The sequence below is a fragment of the Methylomonas defluvii genome (genome assembly GCF_033949435.1).
GTDB lineage: Bacteria > Pseudomonadota > Gammaproteobacteria > Methylococcales > Methylomonadaceae > Methylomonas > Methylomonas defluvii.
Genome location: NZ_JAXARY010000027.1, coordinates 38211 through 64461, shown reverse-complemented (window position 1 = coordinate 64461; position 26251 = coordinate 38211). Strand labels below are relative to the sequence as shown.

Sequence of the window (26251 nt, the reverse complement as noted above, 5' to 3'; positions counted from 1 at the left end):
CTCGGGCTTCAATAGTCCAAGGTCCGATACGGCATCCAGTGACCCAAACCTGAGGTGCCCCTCAGGCATGTTTTTCGAGATTTTATTATCTCCTGAAAAACACGGGTGGATAATACAAGGTGCGATTAGCGAAGCGTAATCGCACGTATTTGGGCACAAGTTTCAGGATTGCATGCGTCCGATTACGCTACGCTAATTGGACGAGCTGTAACACACAGGAACGAGCCCAAAGATATGCGGCCTCCTGGCTTAAAACTCCACCTTTACCGATCCCAGCAGCGTTCTTGGCGTACCGATATTAACCCGCGAGTTCGGCCCCAGGCCCGGAATCACGTCTTGCAGATAATTTTTGTCCAACAGATTGTTTACATTCAGCTGGAAAGTGACTTTGGATTTGCTGACTTTCAAATTGTAGGCAGCCATTAAATCAACCGTAATAAACCCCGGCACATTATAGGTATTCGGCACATTGGTGGAGCCATCGCGCATAGTGATGCCGCCGCCGACTTTAAACCCTTTCAACGCATCTTGTTGAAAGTCGTAAGTATTCCAAAACGTGCCGACGTTTCGAGGGATCGCGAACATCCGCCGACCTTCTCGGCCGTCGTTGTCTTTGGTAACGCGGGTGTCCAGATTGGCGTAGGTGGCGATCATATTCCAGCCCGGCAGGATTTCGCCTTTGATGTCCAACTCCGGTCCGCGGCTACGCACCTCGCCGACCGCGATGGAATACAAGGGATTGTTGGGGTCGGAGGTGGCGACGTTTTGTTTGGTCAAATCGAAATAAGCCAGCGTGGCACTGAGCCGGCCGTCGAAAAACTCACTCTTGGCGCCCAATTCCCATTGCTGCGCGCTCTCGGGCGGCAGCGGCTTGCCGCCCTGGCCCAAACCATTGGTGGCGCCAAAGTTTTCGACATAATTGCCGTAAAGGCTCAACCAGTCTTGCGCCTGCCACAGTACCCCGACGCGCGGCGTCACGGCATCTGCGGAAAGTTTGGATTGCGCGACCTTATCGGCTTGATCGATCACCTGATAACGTAAACCGCCCATCACGTGAATCCCGTGCGGCAACTGAATCTGATCCTGGGCGTACAAGCCGTAAAAATCGGTGTCGGTGTCGTAGCGGTCAAATCCGGTCGGAAAGCTGTAGCCGGTGTGGATAGGATTATAGATGTCGATGCCGGTCCCGGGATCGCCGTAATAATATTGGCCGGTCGAACGGTTGTTGTAATAGTCACCGCCGACCAACAATGTGTGCTTTAACCCAAAAGTATTGAAATGGCCGGTTACGTCCAGCGTCGTATAATAAGTATTGATGTCGGCCGGGTTGGCAACCACGATTCGATTGAGTTGACTACCCGTCAGCCCATCTCCAAGCATCGCTACGCTGTTTGGTGTGTCCCGGCGCTCGGTGGCGAAACGGTGGCTGATGCTCCAGTCGTCGTTAAATTGGTGCGACCAATTGAAGCCCAACAAAATGTCGTCGTGATTCTCCGGGGTCTTTTCCATTAAATTGCGCCCGCGCGGCATATCGATGAAGCGGCCGTCGACGTAAGGCCAAACCATGGTGTCGTTGACCAGATTGTCGTGTTTGTATTCCATCTCGAAGGTGATTTGCGTTCGAGCGCTGATATTCCATTTCAGCACCGGCGCCAGAAAGATGCGCTCGCTATCGACCAACTCGCGGTAAGAGCCGCTGTTTTCGTAAGACGCATTCATCCGGTATAACAAGGTATCGTCGTCCGTCAGCGGACCGGTGGCATCCATTGTGGTGCGGTAAAGATCGAACGAACCGAACTGCTGCTGTAAGGCGTAATAAGGGGTATTCAGCGGCTGCTTGGTCACCACGTTGACCATGCCGCCCGGCTCCATCCGCCCGTAAAGAATGGATGCGGGGCCTTTGACCACTTCCACCCGCTCGACATTGGCCATCTGCCGTTTGCCCCAAGAACTGAACTCGGAGTCGTAGCGAAAGCCGTTGCGAAATAGTGCCGAACTGCGAAAGCCGCGCAGATAGAGATCTTCGGACAGTCCCCCGGAACCCGCGCCCAGGGTTACGCCGCTGACATTTTTTAACGCGGTTTCTATCGTGATCGCTTGCTGATCGTTCAATACTGCTTTCGGCACGATTTGTATATTCACCGGCGTTTCCATCAACGGCGTATCGGTTTTGGTGGCCGTCGCGGAATCGCGCAGCGCATAGTCCTTGTTATACGGATCGTCCGCGTCATACGCCGCCTTACCCAGCACCGTTACCGCCGGCATCGTAGCCGCCGACTGCGGCTCGCTGTTATTGACCGCCGGCTTAGCTTCGATAATCGCCGTACCGTTACCCACCAAGCGATAACCCAACCCGCTGTCCTTCAGCAATTTGTTCAGCCCTTGTTCGACGGTGACTGTTTCATGTAAGGCCGGCGCGCTAAGACCGCGGGTCAACTCGGCGTTGAATACCAGTTTTAGATTGGCCTGGTCGGCGAAAGCCGTCAGCGTTTCGGTCAAACCGCCGGCAGCGATGGCATAAGTCCGTGCTTCCTGTTGCATGGGCTCGGCGTAGGCCGTATAGCTAGCAATGCTTAGCGCCAGGGCTGTCACGGCGAATGGCGCACTTAAGGGCGCGAATGCGGGTGTCCTCATAAAATCTCCTGATTGCGTGAATGGCGGCGCCGATAGCCGGCGTCAATTTTCACAACGTTTCAGGGAAGAAATCATGAACACTACCTTAAAAATTTTTCAACATATGGCCGGTATTGCCGAAGGGCACGCCAGCCTGAGTTTCGACGAGCTCAGCCTTTATGCCCCTGAGGGTACGAACGGAATACCGGTAATAAATAGGGCCGGGGAGATTTTCCGAATAAATGCTCGCCGATCCACTTTATGCCTCTGATGCTTTGAAAAACAACGAGGAGCGTCTTCAGTCCATTGGGTAGAGCAATATTGGCCTGCTTGCAGTGTGTCATATCACGCCTTATGCGGCATTTCACACAGCCCAGTTGGTGCAAATGCAGGCCAACATAGGCATTTGACGCATTCCGGCGGCGGTCAAATGTTGGATTTTTGAAGACGCTAAAGCCGCATTAATAGCGCCTATCACGGCCGTTGCTGCCCGGCCGCGTGCCTAAATTGATACGGAATAAAGGCCATTGGCGCTGATTTTGCTTCGTCAAACGTCTTGATAGATAACCCACTTGTATCGCTTTCAAAAACGACTGATGACTGCTGTTTCGGACACACTGGATCATTTCTTTCGGGAAAATCGGGACGATTTAATCGGTTTTTTTCTGCGCCGCCTACATTGTCCCGATACCGCCAAGGATTTGGCCCAAGAAACCTTTGTGCGGCTATTGTTCTCAGAACAGCGGACGCCGACCCAGGATAGGCGGGCGTTGGCGTTTTTTATCGCCGGCAATTTGGTGGTCGATCATATCCGCAAGGAATCGGTTCGCGCGCGTTATGCGCCAAGCCAGGAGATGCCGGCCGAACTACTGGAGGCGGTTGCCGGCAATGATCCGGACGCCGAAAAACAGTTAATGGCCTGGCAGGATCTGGATACGGTCAATACGGCCCTGAATGAATTGCCGGAAGAGTGCCGGGCGGCGTTTTACTTAAGCGCCATCGAAGGCCTGACTTACGCGCAAATTGGCGAATGTTTGGGCGTGTCCGAACGGGCCATCGCCAAACGCATTGCCAAAACTTTGAAGCATTGCCGTGACCGTCGCGAGCAACACTGAATTGGCCTGCGGTTTATTTTCCCGCAACATTGTTTTATCGTTCGCCCACTCCTTCCCCGTTTCAGCAGCCTTGATGAACACCGCCCCCGACAACTCCAATGAAAGCTTGGCCGACCAGGCGATAGACTGGCTGGTGCTGATGCGTTCCGGTTCGGTTACAGACGCCGCGCGCCACCAATTCGAGGCCTGGTATGGTCAAGACGACGCCAACCGGCAAGCCTACGCCGAGGCCGAAGCGCTGTGGGGTTCCGTCGCGCAGGCCGTTAAAACCACACCGCCCGCCAATTTCCAGCCAAAGCAAATTCATGCCGTTCCGCGCTTGCCGCGGCGAGCCGGTTTGGCGATGGCCGCGTCATTGGTGCTGGGCCTGCTGATAGGCCGGGATAGGCTGCACGATTGGTTACTCAGCGATTATGCAACCGCCGTCGGCGAACAAAAGCAGATTCAATTGGCCGACGGCAGCCGCGTGTTGCTGAATACCGATACCGCGTTGGACATAGACTGGTCGGCGGATAAACGGCGCGTGGTATTGCTCAGAGGCCAGGCCGAGTTCAAGGTTACCAGCGATGCCAACAGACCCTTTGAAGTGGTGGCCGGCGATACGGCGGTTAGGGCCTTGGGGACGGTGTTTGATGTCGCGCGCCCTGCCGCCGATAAGGTCGAAGTCAATGTTACCGAGCATGCGGTAGCCGTGCGCTTGACCGATCAAGCCGATGTCGCCGCGATACAGGTGGAGGAAGGCCAGCGATTGACGTATTCCAATGGCGGTGGGTTGGATAAGCCGGCACCAGCCAATCTCAACCAGTTAAATGCCTGGAAACGCGGCAAACTGATTTTTCACGATCAGGCACTGGCCGACGTGGTAGCAGAGTTAAACCGCTATTCCAAAGCCAAAATCATTCTGAATGGTGAGGATGTCAAGCAATTGCGAGTTAGCGGGGTATTTCCGACCGACGGTCTGGCGATGCTGGATGCCTTGCAAAAATCTTTGGCGCTGCGTCAGACCGCATTGGGGCCGTGGCTGGTGATTTTGCATTCTTGATGCGAAAACAGAATCGGCCGGACTGTATTACCGAACCGCCGCTGCGGCAATTGGCCGCATTCCTGGCGGCAAGGCTTTTGTCATAATTAATTTTAAATCGTCTTAACTTGGCGAATTTAGTTGTTTGGAAGAATCACGCCAGCTCAGGGACGCCGCCGCATGTTTAACCGCCAATCCTAAAAACCCGTGCCATTTATTAGAGCGAATCGAATCGGACTTGTTATTGCTCAAAATCCGGCAGCATCTTTTCTTGATGCATCCGTCGGCGTCGAAGCCGGCCGCGCGGTGTTGCTAAAACCAACCCGCAACAAAGAAAGTTCGCGCAACATCTCCGTGCTATTTTTGATGTTAGTTACCGTTATGTTGCTGCACTTGGCCGGGGTCAGCTGCTTCTTGTGCCCCGACCTGCCGGAGGCAAAAGCCAGTCCGCTTAAAATGGAAGTGTCGACAATCACGGTTCCGGCCAGCAAGCCAAGCCTTGAGCGAACCCAACCACCGCCGCCCAGCGTTGCCCAACCCAAACCTAAAAAGCCGCAACTCAAACCCAGGTTGAAAAAAGTGACGCCGCAGGCGCCGCCGTCCGATTTTTCAATGCAGGAACAAGTTTTTGATCAACAGCCGCGGCCGGTCGACGATGCCACTCAGCCGGCGATTGCCGAGAAAGTAAGCGCCGACAATCCAAGTCCGACGTTTACCGAGGCGTATCTGAATGCCGCTTACCAACACAATCCCAAGCCGGAGTACCCCGGTATCGCCCGCAGCCGAGGCTGGCAGGGCAAAGTGGTTTTGCGCGTGGAAGTCAGCGAGGATGGCCTGGTAGTGGGCGTTGCCGTCGAACAAAGCTGTGGCCACGAAGCGCTGGACGAATCCGCGGTCGAAGCCGTCAAGCAATGGCGCTTCGTACCGGCCAAACGCGCTGAAATCAATGTAGCCAGCGCGGTATTGGTGCCGATCATTTTTACGCTGCAAGACCAAGCGCCGGCTTTTTAGATTTTCCGCCAGTATTGCAGTACGCTGGAAACAGCAGGCGGTCGCGGGTTTTCCGGATAATACTGTGCTTGCCAGAGCCGAACGCCGTGTTTCCAATCAAATTGATTAATCATTTCGAGAGCTCACGCGCCATACAAAAAAGTACTAATTTCGTTCACTCTGTTTATTAACATGGGATAAAAACTACTCCCAAAATCGGATAAATAATCAAAAAACGCCTGATCAATTACGCTTGACTCCGCCAAAAATAAAAGCTGTCAAGTCAGATTGGATTAAGGGACGTTTTATTTTTATCGCAAGTCCCCAAACCCACAGAACAATTCGCGCATACCACTTTGTTGCGGCCGGTTTGTTTCGCTTCGTAGAGCGCTTGATCCGCTGCCTGCAAAATAACATCCAAACCTGGAAACTCATCCGTCAATCGGCTTATCCCAATCGAGACTGTCACGTTTATCTGTTCTTGGTTTTCGGATAGTACCGGCGCCAAAGCAACTGCTTTACAAATGCGGTTTGCGATAAGCTCGGCTTGATTCACGGTAGTGTTGGGCAGCAGTGCGACAAACTCCTCGCCGCCCAAGCGCGCAAACAGATCGATTTCTCTCAACACACTAGAGCAAGTAGCCGCGAATAACTTAAGGACTTCGTCGCCGGTGGCGTGGCCGTATGTGTCGTTGATTCGTTTGAAATGGTCTATGTCCAGCATCATTAAGGACAGCGGCTCCGGCCTCCGTAAATGACGTGCAATTTCCCGCTTCGCAAGTTCAAGGAAACGCCGCCTGTTAATCAAACCGGTTAGAACATCGGTATGCGCCTGACGCTCCATTTCCAACATGTGCTCGGCTTGCAGCTGCCGCCGCAATTTTCTTTGCAGTAACAGATAAGCGAAACCAGCGCTGGTCAGTGCCAGCAACACATAAAATAGAATCACCAGCGGCCAAGTAAAGGCTTGTGCCGACAAAGACGTTTTTGAGAGAGACAGCGGCGGCAACCACAATACCAACTTCCATCGATAAGCCTGGGCGCTTGTAATTGCAATGCCGTCATCCGCCGATTGCGGCGCCAAACCCCAATTGCCTAACGAAGCGCTATCCAGGGGGCGAACCGTTTTGAACAGGAACATACCTTCTTCGTTAAAAATTGTCCCCCCCTCTTCTTGGCTAACATGAGGCCAAACACTGGGAAACTGATTACCAAAAACCTCGGCTGATTTGTCACGAGCAAACCCCCATTCTTTTTCCGGTGCATGGCCATTGCTGAGCCAATAACCGTCCTCATTCATCAGCATGACGACATGCAAAGCCTCCGCTAGCTCACTGCTACCGACAACCTTCAATTCATCGAGCATTTCTTGCGCGTCGTAATTGTAAATAATGATCCCTTTGCTGTTGCCATTATCGTCATAGACATGCCTGGCAAAACGCACCATGGGTTTGTATGGGACTTCAAGCTTGCCGTTTTCCATGTTCAGATCCAATGGCGAGACGTAGAGGCCTTTTTCGTCAAGCGCCATGGCTGCTTTGAAAAAGTAACGGTCCGCTTTATTTTGCAGCTCAGACTCAGGTGTAACGTAAGAAAGATTTTGCTGACGCGACACCCTGACAATTTCAATCCCGTCGTTGGCTATGAAACGAATTTTGTAATAGCGGCGGTAAGCCTTCGAAATCGCCAGAAAAGCGCGCGTCATGGCGGCGAGATTTTCCGGATTGGGGTTGTTTAAGTAATGTCTAACCACAGGTAATTGGGTCACGACATTTAAATCGGCAATCGGTTCGAACATGGCGCGCTTAATGATTTGCTCTGATACTGCCAAATATCCGCTTTCCCGAGCCCGAATCACATCCAGCCGGCGATCCTCGGTAAATCGATACGCGCTATACACCAATGCTGACAGCAGCGAGGCTAAACCCAAAAATAAGGAAATGCTGAGAATCAAAAATTTGGTACGAGGAATGTACATTCTAATCTCCCTGTACAGTTGAGCAACACGATGATCGCTAACGGTAAGGCCGTAAGACATCATTCGTAGACTTCAATAGCCACAGCCGCATTGAGCCGCATGGTGGCCTAGAGCATTCGGCGCATTACGCTATCGCTAATGCGCCCTACAAAACTGCACAAATATTAGCTGGATTTCAAACATCGCGGCGGGGTTTTGTCCCGTATGCCGCGCCGAGCACCGGAGGGTTTGAACGGATCAGCCCGTTAGGGGCGATGCAGGGATGCATCGCGTTTTACGCAGGGGCTGGGAAGCCCCTGCGGAAAACCCCGTTCGAACCCGAGGAGCGCAGGATCAAAGCGGCATCCGGGCCGCCTTTTCTTTGGATACTTTCTTTTGGCGGAGCAAAAGAAAGTATCTCGGTCGTCGGTCCGAGAACCGACTTCAAAACACTCGTCGCGATAGCGACACCAATCCTAATAACCCAGCTTCGATCCCGAGCAACCTGGAAGTTTTCTCCAACATTCATGCTCGGAACGACACGATTGGAATAATTTTGTTCAACAGCCAAGCTCTGTACTCAAACAGTCGAAAACCAGGCCGGACTAACGACATCCCGAAATACCTCATTCCGCGAATTTCATCGATTGCCTTCCAGCCACCCAAGCCAGAGTCAGCGCCCGAATAAAACCCGCAACACCCGTGTATTACATTTCACGAAATCTTCATTTAGCAATCACAAGTTCATCACAAAATTTCCTTAGGCTGTACTTGCTTTACCCATAGCGATGGAAATTTCTCAACCCCAAATGAACGAGCAGCCAGCGGCCTATAACAAAAACGCCCGCGCTGTCTTTATCGGAGCACTCTAAATGATCAAACAATCTGTTCTTGCCATGGCTTTGCTGTCGGCAATCTGCACGCAAGCCGAGGCGATTACCCTTAATGCCGACGGCGCTTGGCATGCGTTCGACGTAGACAATTCGGTGTCTAATTCCGGTGACTTGGAATGGATAGACCTGGATAACAGTGCTTTAAGCTTTGAATTCACCTTAACCGGCTCGGCGATTTTGCGCGTAGTGGACGCCGGCTTCGCTGGTGATAGATTCAAGATTTTTAACGCCACCAGCGTACTCGGCGAGACATCGACTGCCGTTAACAATTACCCCACTTCTGTATACAGCGATTTTGATTTGGCTTACGCCAACTCAGCCTACAGCCGCGGCGAATTTTTGCTGGGTGCCGGTAGTTATCAAATCAGCGGCCTGCTGATCCAATCCGCTCTGGATGATACCTCCACCGAGCTTAACGCCACCGTAGGCGCTGTCAGTCTGACCGCCGTGCCGCTGCCTGCCGCTGCCGGTTTATATGCCGCCGGGGCCGGCCTGCTGGGCTTGGTCTCTCGTCGCCGCAAATCCACTAAATAAGGGTTAAACCAATGAAATTAAACAAACTTGCCATCGGCATTGCCTTGGGTTTGGGCACACTGGGCGCGGCCAATGCCTTGACCACCATCCCCACCACCACGATTAAAATCGTCGCGTTCAACGACTTTCACGGCCAACTGGAATCGCCGGGTACCTTCCGGCAAACACCCACCAGCGCGGCAGCCACCAATATTCCGGTCGGCGGCGTGGACTGGATGGCCGGCTATATCAACGAATTGAAAAACCAAAACCCGAGCACTGTGGTGGTATCGGCAGGCGACATCATCGGCGCCACGCCGCTGGTTTCCGCGTTGTTTCACGACGAACCGACCATCGAAACCATGAATCGCCTGGGTCTGGAATTTAATGCGGTCGGCAATCACGAGTTCGACGAAGGCAAGAACGAACTGAAACGCATGCAAAACGGCGGCTGCCATCCGACCGATCCCAATTCCTGTCAAGGCGCATCCGTCGGCACGCCGGTGCCTTTTGAAGGCGCTGATTTCAAATTTCTGGCCGCCAACGTAGTCGAAACCGCCACCGGCAAAACCTTGTTTCCGCAATACGCGATCAAAGTGGTCGGCGGCGTGCGGGTCGGCTTTATCGGCATGACCTTAAAAGAAACCCCCACCATCGTCACCCCCACCGGCGTGGCCGGCCTGGAGTTCAAAGACGAAGCAGCAACCGTGAATGCCTTGATTCCGAAATTGCGGGCGCGCGGTGTGGAAGCGGTGGTGGTGTTGATTCACCAAGGCGGCACGATACCGGTCACCCAAAGCAAATCTACCATCAACAACTGCGATGGCGGTTTGGACGGTTCGCCGATTAAAACCATCGTCAACCAATTGGACGACGAAGTGGATTTGGTGATTTCCGGCCACACGCATCAAGCCTATAACTGCCAAATCGCCAACAAGGCCGGCCGCTTGATTTCGGTGACCAGCGCCAATTCGCAAGGCCGGGTATTAACCGACATCGACGTGGCCATCAATACCGCCAACGGTGAAGTCAGTAGCGTCAGCGCCGAAAACATCGTGGTTGATCGCAGCAACACCGCCATCACGCCCAACGCGGCGATTAAAACCATCGTCGATAATTACAAAGCCCTGTCTACTCCCATCGCTAATCGGGTGATCGGCAGCATCAGCGCGGCGATTACCCGAACCACCACCGCAGCCGGCGAATCGGCCTTGGGCGACGTGATTGCGGACGCGCAATTGCTGGCTACGCAAAACGTCGGTTTTGGCGAAGCCGTGGTGTCATTCATGAACCCCGGCGGCATCCGCGCCGATTTGACCTTCCCATCCAGCGCCGCTAACGAAGGCGACGGCAAGGTAACTTATGCGGAAGCCTTTACCGTGCAACCGTTCGGCAACACCTTGGTGACATTGACCTTGACCGGCGCGCAAATCCACACTTTGTTGGAGCAACAATTCACCGGTTGCACAGTCGGCTATCCAGCCGGCGCACCGGCTACCGGCCAAGCGTTCAACCGCATCATGCAAGTTTCCAACGGCTTCAGTTACGAGTGGAAGGAAAAAGGCACGGCTTGCGATAACGTCGATCCCGCCAGCATCAAAATCAACGGTGTAGTGGTAGACCCTGCCGCCAGCTACCGGGTTACCGTGAATAACTTCATGGCCGACGGCGGCGATCAATATTACGTGCTCACACAAGGCACTAACCGCCTGGGCGGCGCGTTGGATCTGGATGCATTGGAAAACTACTTTACCGTCAACGGCACTGTAGCTCCCGGCTTGCAAAATCGGATTTTGCCGGCTCCATAAGTTTTAGGGATTAGTTGTAAGCTCTGTAGTGGTACTCGGGCCCGCTGGTACGCGATACAGCGGGCTTTTTTTTGCCTGACGGATCTAGCGCTTAATGATGATGCTCATGCCCCATTTGCGCTTGCACCTTGATCACAAACGGGTCGGATTCCTTATCGCCCAAATCCGCAAAATCGATCACATCGTAGCCGTCGATGGGTGTAGGTTGCCAGGGCGCGGCGTTTAAAGAATAAGCCTGCAGCAGTTCGGTACGCTCTGAAAATTCGCCCTGTTGCCGTTCGATCAAGGCCGGTAACGCAAGGTCCAAACGCATCACCACATGCCATTCGGTATCCGCGACTTTGCCTTGATATTCGCGGGTCGGGATGCCGTCGGTCCATTCGATTTCTTCGGCAGTCAATTTTTCCAGCAGTTGGCTATCCAGCAGCAACGCCAATTTTTGCCAGGACGGCGTGATGTCCAGCATCCGCAAATCGCCGGCCTGAAATTCGATTGCCCTCCGGTCTTGGTGATACAGCTTGCGGTGAATCAGCTCCTGGCCGTCGCGTTGCCACAGTTCTCCCACGCCCAATTGCGGCCGTTCTATCGTGATCTGCCGGCTATCACGCCAGAAACGCCAACTCACTTCTGCCGGCAATGCCTGGTGTTCTTCGTGTTCGTGCGCTTCGCCCGCGCGGGTGGTAACAAACTCGGCGGCAACGGCGGGCAAGTTTGCCGAAGATAAATCGGTGATGTTAGCGGCATGCTTGGCCGGCGCATGACTGCAAGCCGCCAAAACGATCAACAAGCTGAGAGCCAGAAATTTGGATAAAAATTTGAAATGGGTGTTGAACATGAAATCTGCACATTACGGTATTCAAAAAAAATCAGGGACGGCTAGCGTCCCTGATTCGCTTTCGGGAAAAGGCTTCCGGACTATTTACGCATGCCTAGCGCATCCGCCATCACATGATAAATCACGTTTTGTTCCAGCGTACCGCGTACTAGATAAGCGCCAGGGCCGTCGGCATAGATAGCCACGTCTTCGCCGGCGTGGGTTTCCGCGCTCATCGGTACGGTGGCTTCCTGCATGTAGTTCGGATTGGCGGTATCGACCGCTGTCAAATCCGGACGCAGTTTACTACCCTCGTAGGCAGCAGCGACGGTACCTTCGTTGGCAGGATTAAATTCCTTGCGTTGCAAGCCACCGGTCCAGCCTGGGCCGTTAGCATAGGTCAGCGTGGTGTAAGGCAAACCTAAAGAATCTTTAGTAACAACGCCGTCTACAGCGGTTTTACCCAGGATAGGATTGCCGCGCGAGGGGTAACCGGCGATGGTGAACACATGGCTGTGATCAGCAGTGACCAGTATCAAGGTGTCTTCATCGCGGGTTAGTTGTTTGGCTTTTTTCACCGCGTCAGACAGCGCCACGGTATCGGTCAGCGCCCGGTAAGCATTACCAGCGTGGTGAGCGTGATCGATCCGGCCGGCTTCCACCATCAGGTAATAACCTTTGCGGTTTTTTTCCAGAATTTTGATGGCTTTTTCGGTCATCTCGGTCAGAGACGGTTCACCGGCGGCGTCTTGCGCGCGGTCGGCTTCATAGCGCATGTGCGAACGTTCGAACAAACCCAGTAAATGATCGGTGGACGCTGGATTTACCGCGTCGAACTGGGCTTTGTTCCAGACGTAGTCGGAATTATTGTATTGCGAAGTCCATTCCAAAGTCAGGTCGCGGCCATCGGCACGGCGGCCTTTTTGGGTTGGGTATTCAGGGTCGGCAACGTTATTAGGCATGAAATAGCTACGACCGCCGCCCAAAGCCACTTCCAGGCCGTCGCCGTAAGGAAATTCCAGCAACTGGCGAGCAATATCCTTCACGGTGGCGCCAGCAGGCAGGTTGCTGTCGGCTTCCCAATCGCGGTTGGAAATGTGGGCGTAATTCACGGCAGGCGTGGCGTGGGTAAAACGGGCGGTGGTGACGACACCGGTGGACATGCCGCGTTCCTCGGCGCGTTCCAGGATGGTTTTCACGCTTTTTGCGGCGGTGACTTCCGCGCTAGGTTCGGTACGGCTGATGCTTTGATCGACGGAAATAGCACCGTCGTTGGTTTTGACACCGGCCACCATCGCGGTAGCGGTAGGCGCGGAATCCGAGGTTTGTTGATTGGCGCTGGCAGTAACCGAAAACGCCAGATTATTAAATTTTTCAAAGCCCAAACGGTTGAACTCCCCATCGCGTCCGGCCATTTGGCCTTCCAAAATCCGCGCGGCGGTAACGGTGGATACGCCCATGCCGTCGCCCACAAACAAGATAACGTTTTTGGCTTTGCGCAGTTGTGCTACGTCGCGTTTATTGACCAACACCGCCGCTTCACCGGCCTTGAACCATTCAGCGCCGGATGTCGGTACTTGGCTGGTTTGCGCAGGTTTATGAGAATCGTGATGATCGCGGTCGGCATGGTCGTGGGCGACTGCGGCGACCGACAAGGTAAAACCGAAAGCGCCGACAGCGACTGCCGCCAGTTTTTTTGGATGTGTTTTTTTCATGTGTTGCCCCGAGAGCGGTTTATGGAGCGGCAACATTAGCGATTGAATATGACAAGCGCGTTACGGGATAAAACGGGAAAGCCAGCTTAGCCGATATAGCTCGGCCAAGCTGACTTCAAGTGCGGATATTAGTCTTTACGGCCGCGTTGCATCCCCATCAAGCCCGCCAGCGCTGAGCCGAACAGCCAAACCGCGCCCGGTACCGGCACGGCCGATACTTTGTACAGCGAAGTGGTTTCACTTACCTCGTTGGCCACCGCCAGGTAACTGCCCTGGGCATTGCTGAAGAAACTCAGACCCTCGGGACCGATGTCGCCGCCGGTAAACAACATGTCCAAAAATTTCGGACTGTTCAGGTCAGTCAAATCCCAGACCATCACCGCATTAGAACGCTCCAAACCCAGGAACAATAAATCCCGGCCATCCACTTTACCCACTACGGCACTTTCCGGCTCAGGACCTTTGTTGTCGCTACGGCCATCGTCCCACAAGGCCTCGTAAGCCGCATTACCGGGATTCGCCGCGATCAGCGCTTTGATGGTTTGTTCCAGTTTGTCACCGGAATCGAACACCATGGCACCATTGGCATCCAGAATCGAGAACGAGCGGGCGCCGAAGACTTGCAGTTGATCCAGGTCACCGTCGTTGTCCAAATCCCCGCTCCTGGAAACCGTTAGTCGATTCAGCTTGTCATTGTTCGTGGCCCAATCCGGTCCGTGCAAGGCTGTCATGGTGGCATTCAAGGCGGGATCGATAGTCGCTGCGCCCACCCGCACTTCTTCCGCACCGCCCGGCCAATCCTCGCGAGAGTCGCCTTCATTGGCGGTCACGTAATATTGATTGCCGTCTTTGCTAAAACTGGCGATGCCGTCGGGCATGTACATACCCATCACATTCCAGTTCTGGATATTGCCTTTCAAAGCCGCAGTGCCGGCACCGTCGCGATCCGAGACATCCAGACCGTTGCCGGCTAAATTGTGATCCTTCAAACCCAGGGCTTTAATGTCGGTGACTGTGGCGCTGGCGATGTCGATGACCGCAACCGAGTTGGCCTCTTGCAGCGTCGCAAAAGCTTTGCTGCCGTCTTGGCTAACCGCAATGTATTCCGGTTCCAGATCTTGCGCGACGCTGGCGTTCGGCCCGGTCAGACGCACGCCGCTGGCTTTCAAAGCCGCCGCCGCACCGTTGAAAGCAGTAAATCCGGCCGTTTGGACGGCAAAGCTGTTGGTGTTGATAATACTCACCGAGCCTTCCGGATCGCCGCTTGGCCCCACCAAATAGCTGCTGGGTTCGCCTTCATTCGCCACCAGCAAGCGGCTGCCGTCGGGCGTATATGTCACTGCGTCAGGGTTGGCACCGACGGTTACGCTGTGTTGCAATGTGTAGTCAGCCGCATTGTAAAAACGCACCAAACCCGGATCGGTTTTCGTCGGCGCCGTCAAAGCAATGGCCGCTTGGCCGTTTTTCACCGCCACGCTGTTGATTCCGCCGAACGCGCTCGTGGAAATGCTTTGCAGCAAATTGCCGTTCATATCCAACACGTCGATGCCGCCTTGGCCAATATTGGCCTGATTGGCATCGGTTCCCGCTACCCACAAGCGGTTGTTAACCGCATCGAAAGAGACGATTTCCGAGCCCATGGCACTGGAACCATTCGCTGCAGTGTGATTGAAGGTCCATTGATGCGACCATTGAAAATCCCCCGCAGCGCTGGCATTGGCAGAGGCCAGCACAGCAGCGACGGCGGCGGCGATTGAAGTGAGTTTCATAAAAATGCTCCTGAGGCACTATTCGTTTGGTGTTTGAAGAAAGGATGTGTAAGTACCAGCTCACCGACAGCGTCGGAACGGTAGTCTTGCGAATGGTAAATAGCCTTTATGACAGTAGCGTTACGCGACAGCCGCATCGCAAACGCCCGGAAAATTGACTTGTTTCCATATTTCAATTATTGTTGAAATATGGAAAATAAAACTGCTGTTATCGCACTGGCCGCATTGGCCCAAGAATCCCGTCTGGCAATTTACCGCGCGCTGGTGCAAGCCGGCCCGGCAGGTTTGGCCGCCGGAAAAATCAGTGAAGCCACCGGCATTGCCCCGTCTTCCCTATCGTTTCATTTGAAGGAATTGACTTACGCCAACCTGGTGAACTCGCGCAACGAAAGCCGCTTTGTGATTTATACGGCCAATTTTTCCGCGATGAACGATCTGTTGGCTTTCCTGACTGAGAACTGTTGCGACGGCCATCCCTGTCTATCGCTCTCTGCCTGTTCCACCAATAACGAATCTTTACCCTCAACCCCGACCGACACTCCATCATGAACGTATTGTTTTTGTGTACCGGCAACTCCTGCCGTTCCGTCCTTGGCGAAGCCACTTTCAATCATTTGGCTCCGGCCGGCTGGCGTGGCCTGAGCGCCGGCAGCAAACCCACCGGTAAAATTCATCCGCGTTCGCTGGCTTTGCTGGCCAGAGAAGGCATATCCACCGAGGGTTATTACAGCAAGTCCTGGAATGACCTGCCGGTGACGCCGGACATCGTGCTGAGTGTGTGCGGCAATGCCGCCAACGAAACCTGCCCCGCCTACCTGGGCCCGGTCATGCGCAGCCATTGGGGCGTTGAAGATCCGGCTCACGTCGAGGGTACCGACGAGGAAATCGACGCGGCCTTCATGGTCGCGTATCGGATTCTGCGCCATCGCATCGAGCAGTTTTTTGCTTTACCGTTGGAAGAGTTAAAAAACGATCCCGAGCGCCTGAAAGCCGAACTGGATCGCATCGGCACCTTGTTGCCTTAGTTGTTAAGGAGTTCTCCCATGACCAGTATTCAAATATTTGATCCTGCATTGTGTTGCAGCACCGGTGTTTGCGGTGTGGAAGTCGATCAGCAGTTAGTGGGTTTTGCCGCCGATGTCGATTGGGCCAAGCAAAACGGCGCCGCCATTGAGCGCTTCAATCTGGCGCAAACCCCGTTGGCGTTTGCCGAAAACCCGGTGGTTAAAGCGTTTCTGGAACGCTCCGGCGCCGATGCCTTGCCGTTGGTCTTGGTCGATGGCGAAGTCGCCTTAGCCGGTCGCTATCCGAATCGAACCGAATTGGCGCGTTGGGCAGCCATTAGCGTAGCGGAACAGCAAGCCCCGTCGGGCTGTTGTAGCGGCAGCAGCTGTTGTTAACTTCTGGTGATCGTGCCGTGAGCAGCGATTGCAAATTTCTCGATCAAGCGCCACGCTTTCTATTTTTTACCGGCAAAGGCGGTGTGGGCAAGACCTCCATCGCTTGCGCCTCGGCCGTAAAATTGGCGGATGCCGGCAGACGGGTGTTGTTGGTGAGCACCGATCCGGCCTCGAATGTCGGCCAGGTATTTGGTATCGCCATCGGTAATCAGATCACCGCGATTCCGGCCGTATCCGGCCTGGCGGCATTGGAAATCGATCCGCAAGCGGCGGCGCAAGCCTATCGCGACCGTATCGTCGGCCCGGTGCGGGGCGTGTTGCCGGACAGCATTGTCAAAGGTATAGAAGAACAGCTGTCCGGGGCCTGTACCACGGAAATTGCGGCGTTCGACGAATTTACCGCGCTATTAACCGACTCCGCTTTGACCGCCGGCTACGATCAAATCGTGTTCGACACCGCCCCGACCGGCCACACCATCCGCCTGTTGCAACTACCAGGTGCCTGGAGCGGCTTTTTGGAGCAAGGCAAAGGCGACGCCTCTTGCCTGGGCCCCTTGGCCGGTCTGGAAAAACAGCGTAGCCAATATAAAGCCGCCGTCGACGCCTTGGCCGATCCGCAACGCAGCCGTTTGATCCTGGTCGCCCGCGCCCAACCATCGACCTTGCGCGAAGTAGCCCGCACCCATGAAGAATTAGACGCCATCGGCTTAACGCAACAATATTTGGCCATCAATGGCATCTTGCCGGAAAGCGCCACCGCACAAGACCCGCTGGCGAATGCCATCTACCAACGCGAGCAACATGCTTTGGCCGACATGCCGGCAGCGTTAAATAGCCTACCGATGGACCGCATTGCATTAAAGCCCTTCAATCTGGTTGGACTGACGGCTCTCAGACAATTGCTTAGCAATGCCGCACCGCTAGCAATGCCTGACAGTGAAGTGATGCCAGCCCTACCCGCAGCCAATCTATCGACACTTGTGGACGAGATTGCCGCCGACGGTCATGGTCTGGTGATGCTGATGGGCAAAGGTGGCGTAGGCAAAACCACCCTGGCCGCCGGATTGGCGGTGGAACTGGCACGACGCGGTTTGCCGGTGCATCTGACCACCTCCGACCCAGCCGCCAATTTAACGGACACGCTAAACGGCGCTTTGCCGGACCTGACAGTCAGCAAAATCGATCCACATGCGGAAACCGAACGCTACCGTCAGCATGTGCTGTCCACAAAAGGCGCCAAATTGGACGAACAAGGTCGCGCCCTGCTGGAAGAAGACTTGCGCTCGCCATGTACCGAAGAAATCGCTGTGTTTCAGGCTTTTTCCCGCATCATCCGCGAAGCCGGGAAGAAATTCGTGGTGATGGATACCGCCCCTACCGGCCATACCTTACTGCTCTTGGACGCCACCGGCGCTTACCATCGCGAGGTGGCGCGGCAGATGGGCGATTCCAAAACGCATTTCACCACGCCGATGATGCAGTTGCAGGACCCGCGTCAAACCAAGGTGCTGATCGTCACTTTAGCGGAAACCACGCCGGTACTGGAAGCCGCTCATTTGCAAGACGATTTGCGCCGGGCCGGCATCCAACCTTGGGCCTGGGTGATTAATAACAGCGTGGCGGCGACCACCGTGCATTCGGCGCTGTTACGCCAACGCGCGGCCAATGAATTGGCGGAAATTGCCGAGGTAGCGGATCGACACGCCCAACGTTATGCGCTCGTGCCCTTGTTGCGGGAAGAACCGACGGGTGTGGAACGCTTGCTGGCATTAGCTGGCGGCCAAACGCCTTCTCCCTTAGTACCCACGGAGCATAAAGGAGAAGGTTGAGATGAGGGGATTAAAATCAGTTATTTACATTCCTCACCCTAGCCCTCTCCCTGAGGGAGAGGGAATTTTCAGAGGTCCCCACTAAACAATGCTAGCTAATCTCCAATCTCATTCACTATTTACCCCGGAGCAAACGCGATGAAACGCCTGCATATCCATCTCGCCGTCGATGATCTGGCGAAAAATATCGACTTTTATAGCGCGCTGTTTCAAAGCGCACCGAGCGTGCGCGAAGCCGATTACGCCAAGTGGCTACTGGACGATCCGCGCGTCAATTTCGCGATTTCCAGCCGCGGCCGCCAGCCGGGGTTGGATCATTTGGGCATACAAGTCGAATCCGGTGAGGAATTGGAAGCGGTCGAACAAAACCTGGCCGCCGCCGAGTTGCCGGTTGCGGCGCAAAAACAAGCCAACTGCTGCTATGCCCAGTCCGACAAATACTGGACCGTCGATCCGCAAGGCATCGCCTGGGAAGCCTTCCACTCCTTGCAAACCATTCCCTCATTTGGCGACGATCAAGTGTTGCAACTTGAACCCGCCAGCAGTTGCTGCAAACCGCCGGCAGTCGATAACGCTGCACCGTGAATCGCTGATTTGGAGATTTCAATGAACACCCCGCATTGCCCCAACGCCCGTTTATCCTTTCTCGACCGTTTTTTGACGCTATGGATTTTCATCGCCATGGCGATTGGGGTCGGCATCGGTTTTCTGTTCCCCACGGAAGTAACTGGCTTTAACACGGCGGTATCGGTCGGCACCACCAATATTCCCATCGCCATCGGCTTGATCGTGATGATGTATCCACCGCTGGCCAAAGTCCGTTACGAAGAACTCGGCGACGTATTCCGCAACTGGCGAATATTGGCGGTGTCCTTGCTGCAAAACTGGCTGCTCGGACCGCTGTTGATGTTTGTATTGGCTATCGTGTTTCTGCGCGATTATCCCGAATACATGGTGGGCCTGATCCTGATCGGCCTAGCGCGCTGTATCGCGATGGTCATCGTCTGGAACGAATTGGCCAACGGCGATAATGAATACGCGGCGGGCTTGGTGGCATTTAACAGCGTATTCCAGGTCTTGTTTTACAGCGTCTATGCCTGGTTGTTCATCACCGTGCTGCCGCCCCTGTTCGGCATGCAAGGTAGTCTGGTGGATATAACCATCGGCGAAATCGCCAAGAGCGTATTCATCTATCTGGGCATTCCGTTTATCGCCGGCTTTAGCACGCGCTTTCTATTGGTCAAAGCCAAAGGCAAGGATTGGTATCACCAGCATTTCGTCCCGAAAATCAGCCCACTGACCTTGATCGCCCTGCTGTTTACCATCGTGGTGATGTTCTCGTTAAAAGGCGATTTGATTGTGCAATTGCCGCTGGACGTGGTGCGGATTGCGATACCGCTGTTGATTTATTTTGTGGTGATGTTTTTACTCAGCTTTTGGCTGGGTAAAGCCATCGGCGCCGGTTACGGCAAAACCACCACACTGGCGTTTACCGCCGCCAGCAATAATTTTGAATTGGCGATTGCGGTGGCGGTGGCGGTGTTTGGTATTAATAGCGGCGCGGCGTTTGCCGCGGTGATTGGACCCTTGATCGAAGTGCCGGTGATGATAGCCCTAGTCAATGTGGCTTTCTTTTTCCGTAAACAGGGGATGATTTAAAAATAGCAAAACGTTTACCCAACGACTGCATTACCCCTCTTTAACCTTACAAAGGAACACCCTCATGGCTACTGATAAATCGAAAAACGATAGAAAGAAAATTGCGGTGGAAGAACCCACTTACGACCAACTGAAAAACTTTTCCCGCTTTAACGGCTTAAAAACCCGTACGGTGGTGGCGTGTATGGTGAATATCATGCTGCAAGATGAAGTGTTAAGCCGCCGTGTCGTCGAACAGTGCCTGGCTGCCGACTCGGAGGAAGCCAATTAGTGTCAGCCGGATCAAAATCGCCAACAATTTTAAGCGGCGTTGATTGAAGTCAAAGCTATCAGAACAAGCCTGTTTGATAATTCAGCCAGGCATGTTCAATCGCACATGCCAACGCGGTTTTTTTGGACTCATCAGCGATTAAGTCAGGTTATGACTATGGACAATGACATTTTAATCGATCAAGCCCGGCAGCTTTATGCGGCATTGCATGCCAGACAGATTGGGCTGTTGGCTCCCAACCTTACGGCATTGGATCGCCTGGAGCGTTTGATTTTCAGTGCCTATGGCCGTTACCAGCGCCGCTTGAACCGTTGCGCACTTTGTTACCAAACCCGCAAGCATGACTGTGAGCGGGAGCCCGGTAAAAAGCGTATTTCTTGCCAACGCCGCAACCCCTTCGCCGCTGTTGCCCGGTTTTAACCGGCAATATTTTGCTGTCCACGCCTGGCTTATTTGTTTAGTATTGCGCCATGGATGACGGCGAATTTGCACAGCTTCCGTGGCGGTATCGATAGGCATCGCGCGCTTGAGTTGTCTGCATTGACGCTTGGAGAGACCGGGCAGACACTTTCAGTTGGCAAGCGGAATGTATCGCCGCCGACAAGGCGTCTTGTGGAGGCGCCCCGCCAAATAACTGCCAGTGAACGATTTGAAAAATCTAGCGCCAAATTAAGAGTGGTGTGTAGATGGCCTATGATTTTTCAATTGCAATGGAACACGACGACTCAACCTAACTGCCCAGAACTCGACGATGAATAGTTTTATTCGATCCGTACTTGCAGAGGCGGACTATAAACCGGAAAGGCTCTTGCAGATGCTAAGAGCCGTGCAGGCGCAGTACCTGCATATTCCCCAGGCGGCTATCGAACAATTGGCCGCTGCTTTGCATATTCCCCGTACCCAGATTATTGCCGTCGCGGAATTCTATAGTTTCCTGCACCTGACGCCGCAAGGCCGTTACGACATTCATATCAGCGACTCGATTACCGACCGGATGCTGGGCAAGGAAAAATTGCTGAATTACCTGGCGGAAAAGTTGCACGTCAAAGTGGGTGAAGTCCGCGCGGACGGTCTGGTCAGTTTGAATAATACCTCCTGCACCGGCATGTGCGACCAAGGCCCGGCCGGTTTGGTTAACGGCTATGCGTTGACCCGTCTGGCCCCTGCCAGAATCGATGTCATCGCCAAACTGATCGAACAACAAGCCCCGTTAAGCGATTGGCCGCCGGAGTTCTTTGCGGTGGAAGAGCCGCTCCGCAAACCCGGCCTATTGCTCAACCAGCCATTCGAAAACGGCGCGGCGATAAGGGCGACCTTTGCCCGAGGCCTAACTGAAACCCTGGCGGAAGTGGACAGTTCCAATCTGCGCGGCCGCGGAGGTGCCGGCTTTAAAACCGCGTTGAAATGGCGGACCTGCGCTCAACAAACTGCCACGCCACACTACGTCATTTGTAACGCCGACGAGGGCGAACCCGGTACCTTTAAAGACCGGATGCTGCTCGATCTGTATGCCGACCAAGTCTTTGAAGGCATGACCTTGTGCGCGGCGATTATTGGTTCGGATCAGGGCTTGCTGTATCTGCGCGCCGAGTATTTATTCCTCTACGAGCAATTGCAGCGCGTGTTAAAGCGCCGCCGCGCCAGCGGATTACTGGGGCGCAATATTCTCGGTCACGACGGCTTTGATTTTGACATCGAAATCCGCATGGGCGCCGGTGCCTATATTTGCGGCGAGGCATCCGCGCAAATCGAGTCCTTGGAAGGCAAGCCCGGCATACCGCGGGTTAAGCCGCCCAACTCGGTAATCTGTGGCTATCAACGCAAACCCACCGTGGTAGACAACGTCGAAACGTTTTTCGCCGCCACCCACATCGCCATACAAGGCGGGTCATGGTTTGCGGAAGTCGGCACTGCGCAATCGACCGGCAGCAAACTGCTCAGCATCAGCGGCGACTGTGCGCGGCCAGGCATTTACGAATACCCGTTCGGCACATCAATTGAAGAGATTTTGCAAGACTGCGGTGCGGTCGACGTGCTGGGTGTGCAAGTCGGCGGGCCGTCCGGCACCTTTATTTCCAACCGGGAATTGCAACGGCGCATAGCCTTCGAGGACCTATCCACCGCCGGCTCGTTTATGGTGTTCAACAATAGCCGCAATATTTTCGACATCGTGCAAAACTTTACCGACTTCTTTGCCCATGAAAGCTGCGGCTTTTGCACGCCCTGTCGGGTCGGCACCACGCTGTTGAAAAATCAGCTGCGGAAAATTGTCGGAGGTAACGGCGCTGCGGTCGACCTGGAAGAACTCAACGAGATATGTCTGGTCGTCAAAAACAACAGCCATTGCGGTTTGGGGGATTCGGCCGCCAATCCGATTCTAAGTACCCTGGCCAGCTATCCGGAGCTGTATCTTAAGCAATTAAAGCAGAGCAGTTTTACACCGGGTTTTGACTTGGACGCCACCCTGGCCGTGGCCCGCCGTATGGCGCAGCGCGACGACGACGCGGCGCATTTATCGCAAGTGGAGAACTGACATGAGCGGCACTCTTTGCATCGACGGCATCGCCGTGCCGTTCAGCGACGGCCAAACCATTATCGAGGCGGCGCGCACTGCCGGCGTGTACATTCCTTATCTGTGCCACCGGCCAGGTTACGCCCCGTACGGCAGTTGCAAACTGTGTACGGTCAAAGTCAACGGCCGCACCAATACCGCCTGCACGCTGCCGGCCGCCGACGGCCAGACCGTCATCAGCAACAGCCCCGATCTGCAACACGACCGCCAGCGCATCACACAGATGCTGTTCGTGGAAGGCAACCATTTCTGTCCTTCTTGCGAAAAATCCGGCAACTGTCAGTTGCAAGCCGTCGCCTACCATCAAAATATGCTGGATAACCACTACCCGCATTTTTATGCCCAACGGGAACTGGATGCGTCGCACCCGGATATTTTGATCGACCACGACCGCTGTATTTTTTGCAATCTGTGCGTGCGCGCCAGCAAGGAAAAAGACGGCAAGGAGGTGTTCGGCATCGCCGGGCGCGGCATCCACAAACGCCTGGTCATCAACTCGCCTAGCGGCAAGCTGAAAGACAGCGATATTAGTGTCGATGACGAGGCCGCCCATGTCTGCCCGACCGGCGCGATTCTGGTCAAACGCAGCGCCTATCTGGCACCGATTGGCGAACGCATCTACGACGGGCATCCCATCAGCGAAGTCGCCTGCGAAAAAGCGGTTATCAAAGCCGGCGAGGCCAGCGGCTACCCAAGCTGCGACCCGACCAAGCTGGCGGAGTCAGCTCAGCAGAACGGTGGCCCGGATTCCCACTACGCGGCGACCATGCCGCCCGCTCCGGACATCAAACATGGCCGCTAAGATTAAAATCGCCACCACTTCGCTGGCCGGCTGCTTCGGTTGCCATATGTCGTTTCTGGATATAGACGAGCGCCTCTTGAAATTGGCTGACAGCGTCGAATTCGACCGTTCGCCGCTCACCGACATCGAGCACTGCGGCCCGTGCGACATCGGCCTGATCGAAGGCGGGGTTTGCAATTCCGAAAACGTGCATGTGCTGCGCGAGTTTCGCGCTAACTGCAAAATTCTGATCGCCGTCGGCGCTTGCGCCATCAACGGCGGCCTACCGGCGCTGCGCAACTTTTTCAAGCTGGAAGATTGCTTGTTGGAAGCCTACCAGGACGGCATCGGCGTGGACAATCCGCAGATACCCAGCGACCCAGAATTGCCTTTGCTACTGGACAAGGTGCGGCCGGTCCACGAGATCGTCAAGATCGATTATTTTATGCCCGGCTGTCCGCCGTCCGCCGATGTGTTTTGGCACTACCTCAGCGCATTGATCGAAGGCCGCGACCCGACTTTACCTTATGAGTTAGTCCATTACGACTAACGGAGGAACCCGTGTACGAATATCTTGAAACCGCCGATCCGGCCTTGGTCGAAGCCGGCAAGTTAAAACGGGTCGCTGTCGATCCGGTGTCCCGCGTCGAAGGCCACGGTAAAGTCACGCTACTGCTCGACGAAAACAATCAAGTCCAGCAAGCCCGCCTGCACATCGTCGAATTTCGCGGCTTCGAAAAATTCATCCAAGGCCGTCCTTACTGGGAACTACCGGTGATGGTGCAGCGCTTGTGCGGCATCTGCCCGGTCAGTCATCATCTGGCCGCCGCCAAGGCCATCGACCAGTTAGTCGGCGTCGATCCGGCCAATCTGCCGCCGGCTGCAGATAAATTACGGCGCTTGCTGCATTTCGGCCAGGTCTTGCAATCGCATGCCTTGCATTTTTTCCACCTGTCCAGCCCGGATTTGCTGTTCGGTTTCGAAAGCGAGATCGGCAAACGCAACATAGTCGCCGTGTTGGCGAATTATCCGGATATTGGCCTGCAAGGCGTAAAACTGCGCAAATACGGCCAGGAAGTGATCCGCATGGTCTGCGGCAAGCGCATCCACGGCACCGGCGCGATACCGGGCGGCATGAACAAAGCGCTGAGCAAAGATGAGCGCGATTATCTCAAACAAGACATCGGCCAAATCGTGAGTTGGGCGCAAGGCGCTTTGCAACTGGTCACAAAAGTCCACACCTCCAACCAGCCCTATTACGACGACTTCGCCACCATCCGCAGTAACTACCTGAGTTTGACCAAGCCCAACGGAGCGCTGGAGCTTTATCACGGCGGGATTCGCGTGAAAGACGAACAAGGTGGAACGCTGTTCGACCATTACGATTACTGCGATTACCCGGCACTGATTCGCGAGGAAGTCCGTTCCTGGACGTATATGAAATTCCCTTACCTCACTGCGCTGGGTAAAGCCGATGGTTGGTATCGGGTGGGGCCGTTGGCGCGCGTCAACAATTGCGATTTCATCGACACGCCACTGGCGGAAGCCGCGCGCGTCGAGTTCAAGCAACACGGCGGCGCAACCATGGTGCACAGCACCCTGGCCTTCCACTGGACGCGGATGATCGAATTACTGCATTGCGCGGAAAGCATCCAAACCTTATTGAACGATCCAGACTTGCTGAGTAACGACTTGGTCGCCAAAGGCGAAAAACGTTACGAAGGCATCGGCGTGATCGAAGCGCCGCGCGGCACCCTGTTTCATCATTATCAAATCGACGAAAACGACATTGTCACCAAAGCCAATCTGATCGTCTCCACCACCAGCAACAACACGGCGATGAACGAGTCGGTGCGGCAAGTCGCGGCGGAATATCTGTCCGGCCGCGAATTGACCGAACCCTTGCTGAATAATCTGGAAGTGGCAATCCGCGCCTACGACCCTTGCCTGTCCTGCGCCACGCATGCGGTCGGAAAAATGCCCTTGCAGTTGGAATTGGTCGACGCGGACGGCACGTTGGTGGACAAACTGGTGCGGCACAGCAGCGGCGAATTCATTCACGGTAGCGAATGACAAAACCCATCCTGGTGTTTGGTTACGGCAACCCCAGCCGTGGCGACGACGCCGTTGGTCCTTTGCTATTGGATTATCTGGCCGAGCATCTGGACCTGAGCACTATCGAACTACTCAGCGACTTTCAGTTACAAATCGAACATGCGCTGGATTTGCAAGATCGCGAACTCGTGATATTTGTCGATGCCGCGGAAAATTGCCCGGACAGCTTTACCTTTACCCCATTAACCCCAGCCCAAGACCACAGTTACTCCAGCCATGCGCTGAGCCCGGCCGCGCTGCTGTCGGTCTATGAAACCCTCGGCAAACAGCCGCTACCGCCCTGCTTTTTATTAAGCGTCCAAGCCGAAGCCTTCGAACTGGGCAGCGGGTTAAGCGAACGCTGCTCGGCCAACTTAGCGGAGGCCTGCCGGTTTATAGCGGCGTTTTTGAAACAAAGGCCGTAAGGCGTTTTCCAA

The 26251-nt window shown here is 54.6% G+C and carries 23 protein-coding genes; 18 read left to right on the top strand and 5 right to left on the bottom strand.

Annotation, left to right across the window (positions count from 1 at the left end; genetic code table 11):
• Nucleotides 1-249: 249 nt before the first annotated feature.
• Nucleotides 250-2634: a TonB-dependent siderophore receptor gene (locus tag QLH52_RS21610; protein ID WP_319962920.1), complete on the bottom strand. Its 2385-nt coding sequence runs from the start codon at nucleotides 2632-2634 to the stop codon at nucleotides 250-252.
• Nucleotides 2635-3209: 575 nt separating this feature from the next.
• Here QLH52_RS21610 and QLH52_RS21605 point away from each other — a divergent pair.
• From QLH52_RS21605 to QLH52_RS21595, 3 genes are all read left to right on the top strand, one after another.
• A complete protein-coding gene (locus QLH52_RS21605) occupies nucleotides 3210-3728 on the top strand; it encodes an RNA polymerase sigma factor (RefSeq protein WP_319962919.1) in 519 nt (172 codons plus the stop codon).
• A gap of 73 nt (nucleotides 3729-3801) precedes the next feature.
• A complete protein-coding gene (locus tag QLH52_RS21600; protein ID WP_319962918.1) occupies nucleotides 3802-4770 on the top strand; it encodes a FecR family protein in 969 nt (322 codons plus the stop codon).
• Between the two features lie 345 nt (nucleotides 4771-5115).
• Nucleotides 5116-5760: an energy transducer TonB gene (locus QLH52_RS21595; protein WP_319962917.1), complete on the top strand. Its 645-nt coding sequence runs from the start codon at nucleotides 5116-5118 to the stop codon at nucleotides 5758-5760.
• A 262-nt stretch (nucleotides 5761-6022) separates the two neighbouring features.
• Here the strand turns inward: QLH52_RS21595 and QLH52_RS21590 are convergent, their stop codons facing one another.
• Nucleotides 6023-7717, bottom strand: a complete 1695-nt coding sequence (locus tag QLH52_RS21590) for a sensor domain-containing diguanylate cyclase (RefSeq protein ID WP_319962916.1) — start codon at nucleotides 7715-7717, stop codon at nucleotides 6023-6025.
• Between the two features lie 851 nt (nucleotides 7718-8568).
• On the opposite strand from QLH52_RS21590, the gene QLH52_RS21585 reads away from it, so the two are divergent.
• Nucleotides 8569-9123, top strand: coding sequence for a hypothetical protein (locus QLH52_RS21585; RefSeq protein WP_319962915.1), 555 nt, complete (start codon nucleotides 8569-8571; stop codon nucleotides 9121-9123).
• Nucleotides 9124-9134: 11 nt separating this feature from the next.
• Nucleotides 9135-10910: a bifunctional metallophosphatase/5'-nucleotidase gene (locus QLH52_RS21580; RefSeq protein ID WP_319962914.1), complete on the top strand. Its 1776-nt coding sequence runs from the start codon at nucleotides 9135-9137 to the stop codon at nucleotides 10908-10910.
• Nucleotides 10911-11001: 91 nt separating this feature from the next.
• Here QLH52_RS21580 and QLH52_RS21575 read toward each other — a convergent pair whose 3' ends face one another.
• From QLH52_RS21575 to QLH52_RS21565, 3 genes are all read right to left on the bottom strand, one after another.
• Nucleotides 11002-11745, bottom strand: a complete 744-nt coding sequence (locus tag QLH52_RS21575; protein WP_319962913.1) for a hypothetical protein — start codon at nucleotides 11743-11745, stop codon at nucleotides 11002-11004.
• 80 nt (nucleotides 11746-11825) lie between these two features.
• Entirely contained in the window at nucleotides 11826-13439 is a 1614-nt protein-coding gene (locus QLH52_RS21570; protein ID WP_319962912.1) for an alkaline phosphatase family protein, read from the bottom strand.
• Nucleotides 13440-13567: 128 nt separating this feature from the next.
• Nucleotides 13568-15208: a choice-of-anchor I family protein gene (locus QLH52_RS21565; protein ID WP_319962911.1), complete on the bottom strand. Its 1641-nt coding sequence runs from the start codon at nucleotides 15206-15208 to the stop codon at nucleotides 13568-13570.
• A 189-nt stretch (nucleotides 15209-15397) separates the two neighbouring features.
• Here QLH52_RS21565 and QLH52_RS21560 point away from each other — a divergent pair, with 189 nt between their 5' ends.
• The 13 genes from QLH52_RS21560 (at nucleotide 15398) to QLH52_RS21500 (ending at nucleotide 26239) form a co-directional block, all read left to right on the top strand.
• Nucleotides 15398-15757, top strand: a complete 360-nt coding sequence (locus QLH52_RS21560; protein WP_033157905.1) for an ArsR/SmtB family transcription factor — start codon at nucleotides 15398-15400, stop codon at nucleotides 15755-15757.
• Nucleotides 15754-16233: an arsenate reductase ArsC gene (locus QLH52_RS21555; RefSeq protein WP_101051724.1), complete on the top strand. Its 480-nt coding sequence runs from the start codon at nucleotides 15754-15756 to the stop codon at nucleotides 16231-16233. Before QLH52_RS21560 ends, QLH52_RS21555 begins: the two co-directional genes overlap by 4 nt.
• An 18-nt stretch (nucleotides 16234-16251) precedes the next feature.
• The gene (arsD, locus tag QLH52_RS21550) at nucleotides 16252-16608 is read left to right on the top strand and encodes an arsenite efflux transporter metallochaperone ArsD (RefSeq protein WP_171696182.1); all 357 of its coding nucleotides are present in this window, start codon (nucleotides 16252-16254) and stop codon (nucleotides 16606-16608) included.
• A gap of 17 nt (nucleotides 16609-16625) precedes the next feature.
• Nucleotides 16626-18437, top strand: a complete 1812-nt coding sequence (arsA, locus tag QLH52_RS21545; RefSeq protein ID WP_319962910.1) for an arsenical pump-driving ATPase — start codon at nucleotides 16626-16628, stop codon at nucleotides 18435-18437.
• Nucleotides 18438-18575: 138 nt separating this feature from the next.
• A complete protein-coding gene (locus tag QLH52_RS21540) occupies nucleotides 18576-19022 on the top strand; it encodes an ArsI/CadI family heavy metal resistance metalloenzyme (RefSeq protein WP_319962909.1) in 447 nt (148 codons plus the stop codon).
• Between the two features lie 21 nt (nucleotides 19023-19043).
• Nucleotides 19044-20096 carry an ACR3 family arsenite efflux transporter gene (arsB, locus tag QLH52_RS21535; RefSeq protein WP_319962908.1) on the top strand — a complete coding sequence of 351 codons (1053 nt, stop codon included), beginning with the start codon at nucleotides 19044-19046 and terminating at the stop codon, nucleotides 20094-20096.
• 64 nt (nucleotides 20097-20160) lie between these two features.
• Complete coding sequence (locus tag QLH52_RS21530) at nucleotides 20161-20367, top strand: hypothetical protein (protein WP_033157910.1); 207 nt, start codon at nucleotides 20161-20163, stop codon at nucleotides 20365-20367.
• A gap of 156 nt (nucleotides 20368-20523) precedes the next feature.
• Nucleotides 20524-20787: a hypothetical protein gene (locus tag QLH52_RS21525; protein ID WP_033157911.1), complete on the top strand. Its 264-nt coding sequence runs from the start codon at nucleotides 20524-20526 to the stop codon at nucleotides 20785-20787.
• A 331-nt stretch (nucleotides 20788-21118) separates the two neighbouring features.
• Nucleotides 21119-22900 carry an NAD(P)H-dependent oxidoreductase subunit E gene (locus tag QLH52_RS21520; RefSeq protein WP_319962907.1) on the top strand — a complete coding sequence of 594 codons (1782 nt, stop codon included), beginning with the start codon at nucleotides 21119-21121 and terminating at the stop codon, nucleotides 22898-22900.
• A gap of 1 nt (nucleotide 22901) precedes the next feature.
• The gene (locus tag QLH52_RS21515; RefSeq protein WP_319962906.1) at nucleotides 22902-23741 is read left to right on the top strand and encodes a 2Fe-2S iron-sulfur cluster-binding protein; all 840 of its coding nucleotides are present in this window, start codon (nucleotides 22902-22904) and stop codon (nucleotides 23739-23741) included.
• Nucleotides 23731-24270 (top strand): NADH-quinone oxidoreductase subunit B family protein, encoded by a 540-nt coding sequence (locus QLH52_RS21510; protein ID WP_171696189.1) that lies wholly within the window; start codon nucleotides 23731-23733, stop codon nucleotides 24268-24270. Before QLH52_RS21515 ends, QLH52_RS21510 begins: the two co-directional genes overlap by 11 nt.
• Nucleotides 24271-24281: 11 nt before the next feature.
• Complete coding sequence (locus tag QLH52_RS21505; protein ID WP_319962905.1) at nucleotides 24282-25793, top strand: Ni/Fe hydrogenase subunit alpha; 1512 nt, start codon at nucleotides 24282-24284, stop codon at nucleotides 25791-25793.
• On the top strand, nucleotides 25790-26239 hold the full coding sequence (locus QLH52_RS21500) for a hydrogenase maturation protease (protein WP_319962904.1): 450 nt from the start codon (nucleotides 25790-25792) through the stop codon (nucleotides 26237-26239). The genes QLH52_RS21505 and QLH52_RS21500 overlap by 4 nt, the downstream gene beginning before the upstream one ends.
• Nucleotides 26240-26251 lie beyond the last annotated feature (12 nt).

Coding starts and splice junctions, on each gene's coding strand:
- QLH52_RS21610 (WP_319962920.1), bottom strand. CDS start 2,634: ATGAGGACACCCGCATTCGCGCCCTTAAGTGCGCCATTCGCCGTGACA.
- QLH52_RS21605 (WP_319962919.1), top strand. CDS start 3,210: ATGACTGCTGTTTCGGACACACTGGATCATTTCTTTCGGGAAAATCGG.
- QLH52_RS21600 (WP_319962918.1), top strand. CDS start 3,802: ATGAACACCGCCCCCGACAACTCCAATGAAAGCTTGGCCGACCAGGCG.
- QLH52_RS21595 (WP_319962917.1), top strand. CDS start 5,116: ATGTTAGTTACCGTTATGTTGCTGCACTTGGCCGGGGTCAGCTGCTTC.
- QLH52_RS21590 (WP_319962916.1), bottom strand. CDS start 7,717: ATGTACATTCCTCGTACCAAATTTTTGATTCTCAGCATTTCCTTATTT.
- QLH52_RS21585 (WP_319962915.1), top strand. CDS start 8,569: ATGATCAAACAATCTGTTCTTGCCATGGCTTTGCTGTCGGCAATCTGC.
- QLH52_RS21580 (WP_319962914.1), top strand. CDS start 9,135: ATGAAATTAAACAAACTTGCCATCGGCATTGCCTTGGGTTTGGGCACA.
- QLH52_RS21575 (WP_319962913.1), bottom strand. CDS start 11,745: ATGTTCAACACCCATTTCAAATTTTTATCCAAATTTCTGGCTCTCAGC.
- QLH52_RS21570 (WP_319962912.1), bottom strand. CDS start 13,439: ATGAAAAAAACACATCCAAAAAAACTGGCGGCAGTCGCTGTCGGCGCT.
- QLH52_RS21565 (WP_319962911.1), bottom strand. CDS start 15,208: ATGAAACTCACTTCAATCGCCGCCGCCGTCGCTGCTGTGCTGGCCTCT.
- QLH52_RS21560 (WP_033157905.1), top strand. CDS start 15,398: ATGGAAAATAAAACTGCTGTTATCGCACTGGCCGCATTGGCCCAAGAA.
- QLH52_RS21555 (WP_101051724.1), top strand. CDS start 15,754: ATGAACGTATTGTTTTTGTGTACCGGCAACTCCTGCCGTTCCGTCCTT.
- arsD (WP_171696182.1), top strand. CDS start 16,252: ATGACCAGTATTCAAATATTTGATCCTGCATTGTGTTGCAGCACCGGT.
- QLH52_RS21540 (WP_319962909.1), top strand. CDS start 18,576: ATGAAACGCCTGCATATCCATCTCGCCGTCGATGATCTGGCGAAAAAT.
- arsB (WP_319962908.1), top strand. CDS start 19,044: ATGAACACCCCGCATTGCCCCAACGCCCGTTTATCCTTTCTCGACCGT.
- QLH52_RS21530 (WP_033157910.1), top strand. CDS start 20,161: ATGGCTACTGATAAATCGAAAAACGATAGAAAGAAAATTGCGGTGGAA.
- QLH52_RS21525 (WP_033157911.1), top strand. CDS start 20,524: ATGGACAATGACATTTTAATCGATCAAGCCCGGCAGCTTTATGCGGCA.
- QLH52_RS21520 (WP_319962907.1), top strand. CDS start 21,119: ATGAATAGTTTTATTCGATCCGTACTTGCAGAGGCGGACTATAAACCG.
- QLH52_RS21515 (WP_319962906.1), top strand. CDS start 22,902: ATGAGCGGCACTCTTTGCATCGACGGCATCGCCGTGCCGTTCAGCGAC.
- QLH52_RS21510 (WP_171696189.1), top strand. CDS start 23,731: ATGGCCGCTAAGATTAAAATCGCCACCACTTCGCTGGCCGGCTGCTTC.
- QLH52_RS21500 (WP_319962904.1), top strand. CDS start 25,790: ATGACAAAACCCATCCTGGTGTTTGGTTACGGCAACCCCAGCCGTGGC.